Genomic DNA, 578 nt, shown 5'->3' on the forward strand with positions numbered 1-578 from the left:
ACACAATTGCTCCTTGATAACAGGGTGAACAAAGATACGAGCCACCTCATCGCTCTTAGCAGCATAACGGATGAGTTCAAAATGCCTCTTATCCCATCGATGATTTAATATCGAGTAGTCTTGCAGATCAACCACACTCATCGGTTTCGGCAATTGAAGTTCGTTATAGGAGAGAGGAGAGTCAGCTAAACGCAACCAGATATCAATATCCAGCCCCGTTTGATGGCTTGAATGACCAGATGAAAAACGGCCGCCACGAGGTAAAGAAAGGTCGCCAATCAGTAAAGTAGTTTTTAACTTTTGATTCGCCTTTAAAGCTAGGCTTTCAACAAAATCTATAGTGTTAGGGTGCCCATAGTAGCGATTCGTTCGACTACGTAACACTTGATAACCTGTACCTTCTAAAGGCAGGGGGGAGGCCCCATCTAAGCAGCCGTTCGCGTAACTACCAATAGAAGAGGATATATTATGAGAGGGAGCACTAACTTGCTCCCATGGCGTAGCATAAAGAGGAGCTGAGAAAAATAAACTTAAATAAAAAGAAAGACTCAGCCGCATCATACATCCCCTTTAGTAAT

At 43.3% G+C, this 578-nt stretch carries 1 protein-coding gene; it reads right to left on the reverse strand.

The genetic code is table 11. The annotated features are described in order from the left end of the window. The coding region (locus R7093_RS26855) for a penicillin-insensitive murein endopeptidase (RefSeq protein WP_318147228.1) at positions 1-558 on the reverse strand (558 nt) is incomplete at its 3' end. Positions 559-578 lie beyond the last annotated feature (20 nt).

Source organism: Vibrio sp. 1580 (genome assembly GCF_033340055.1).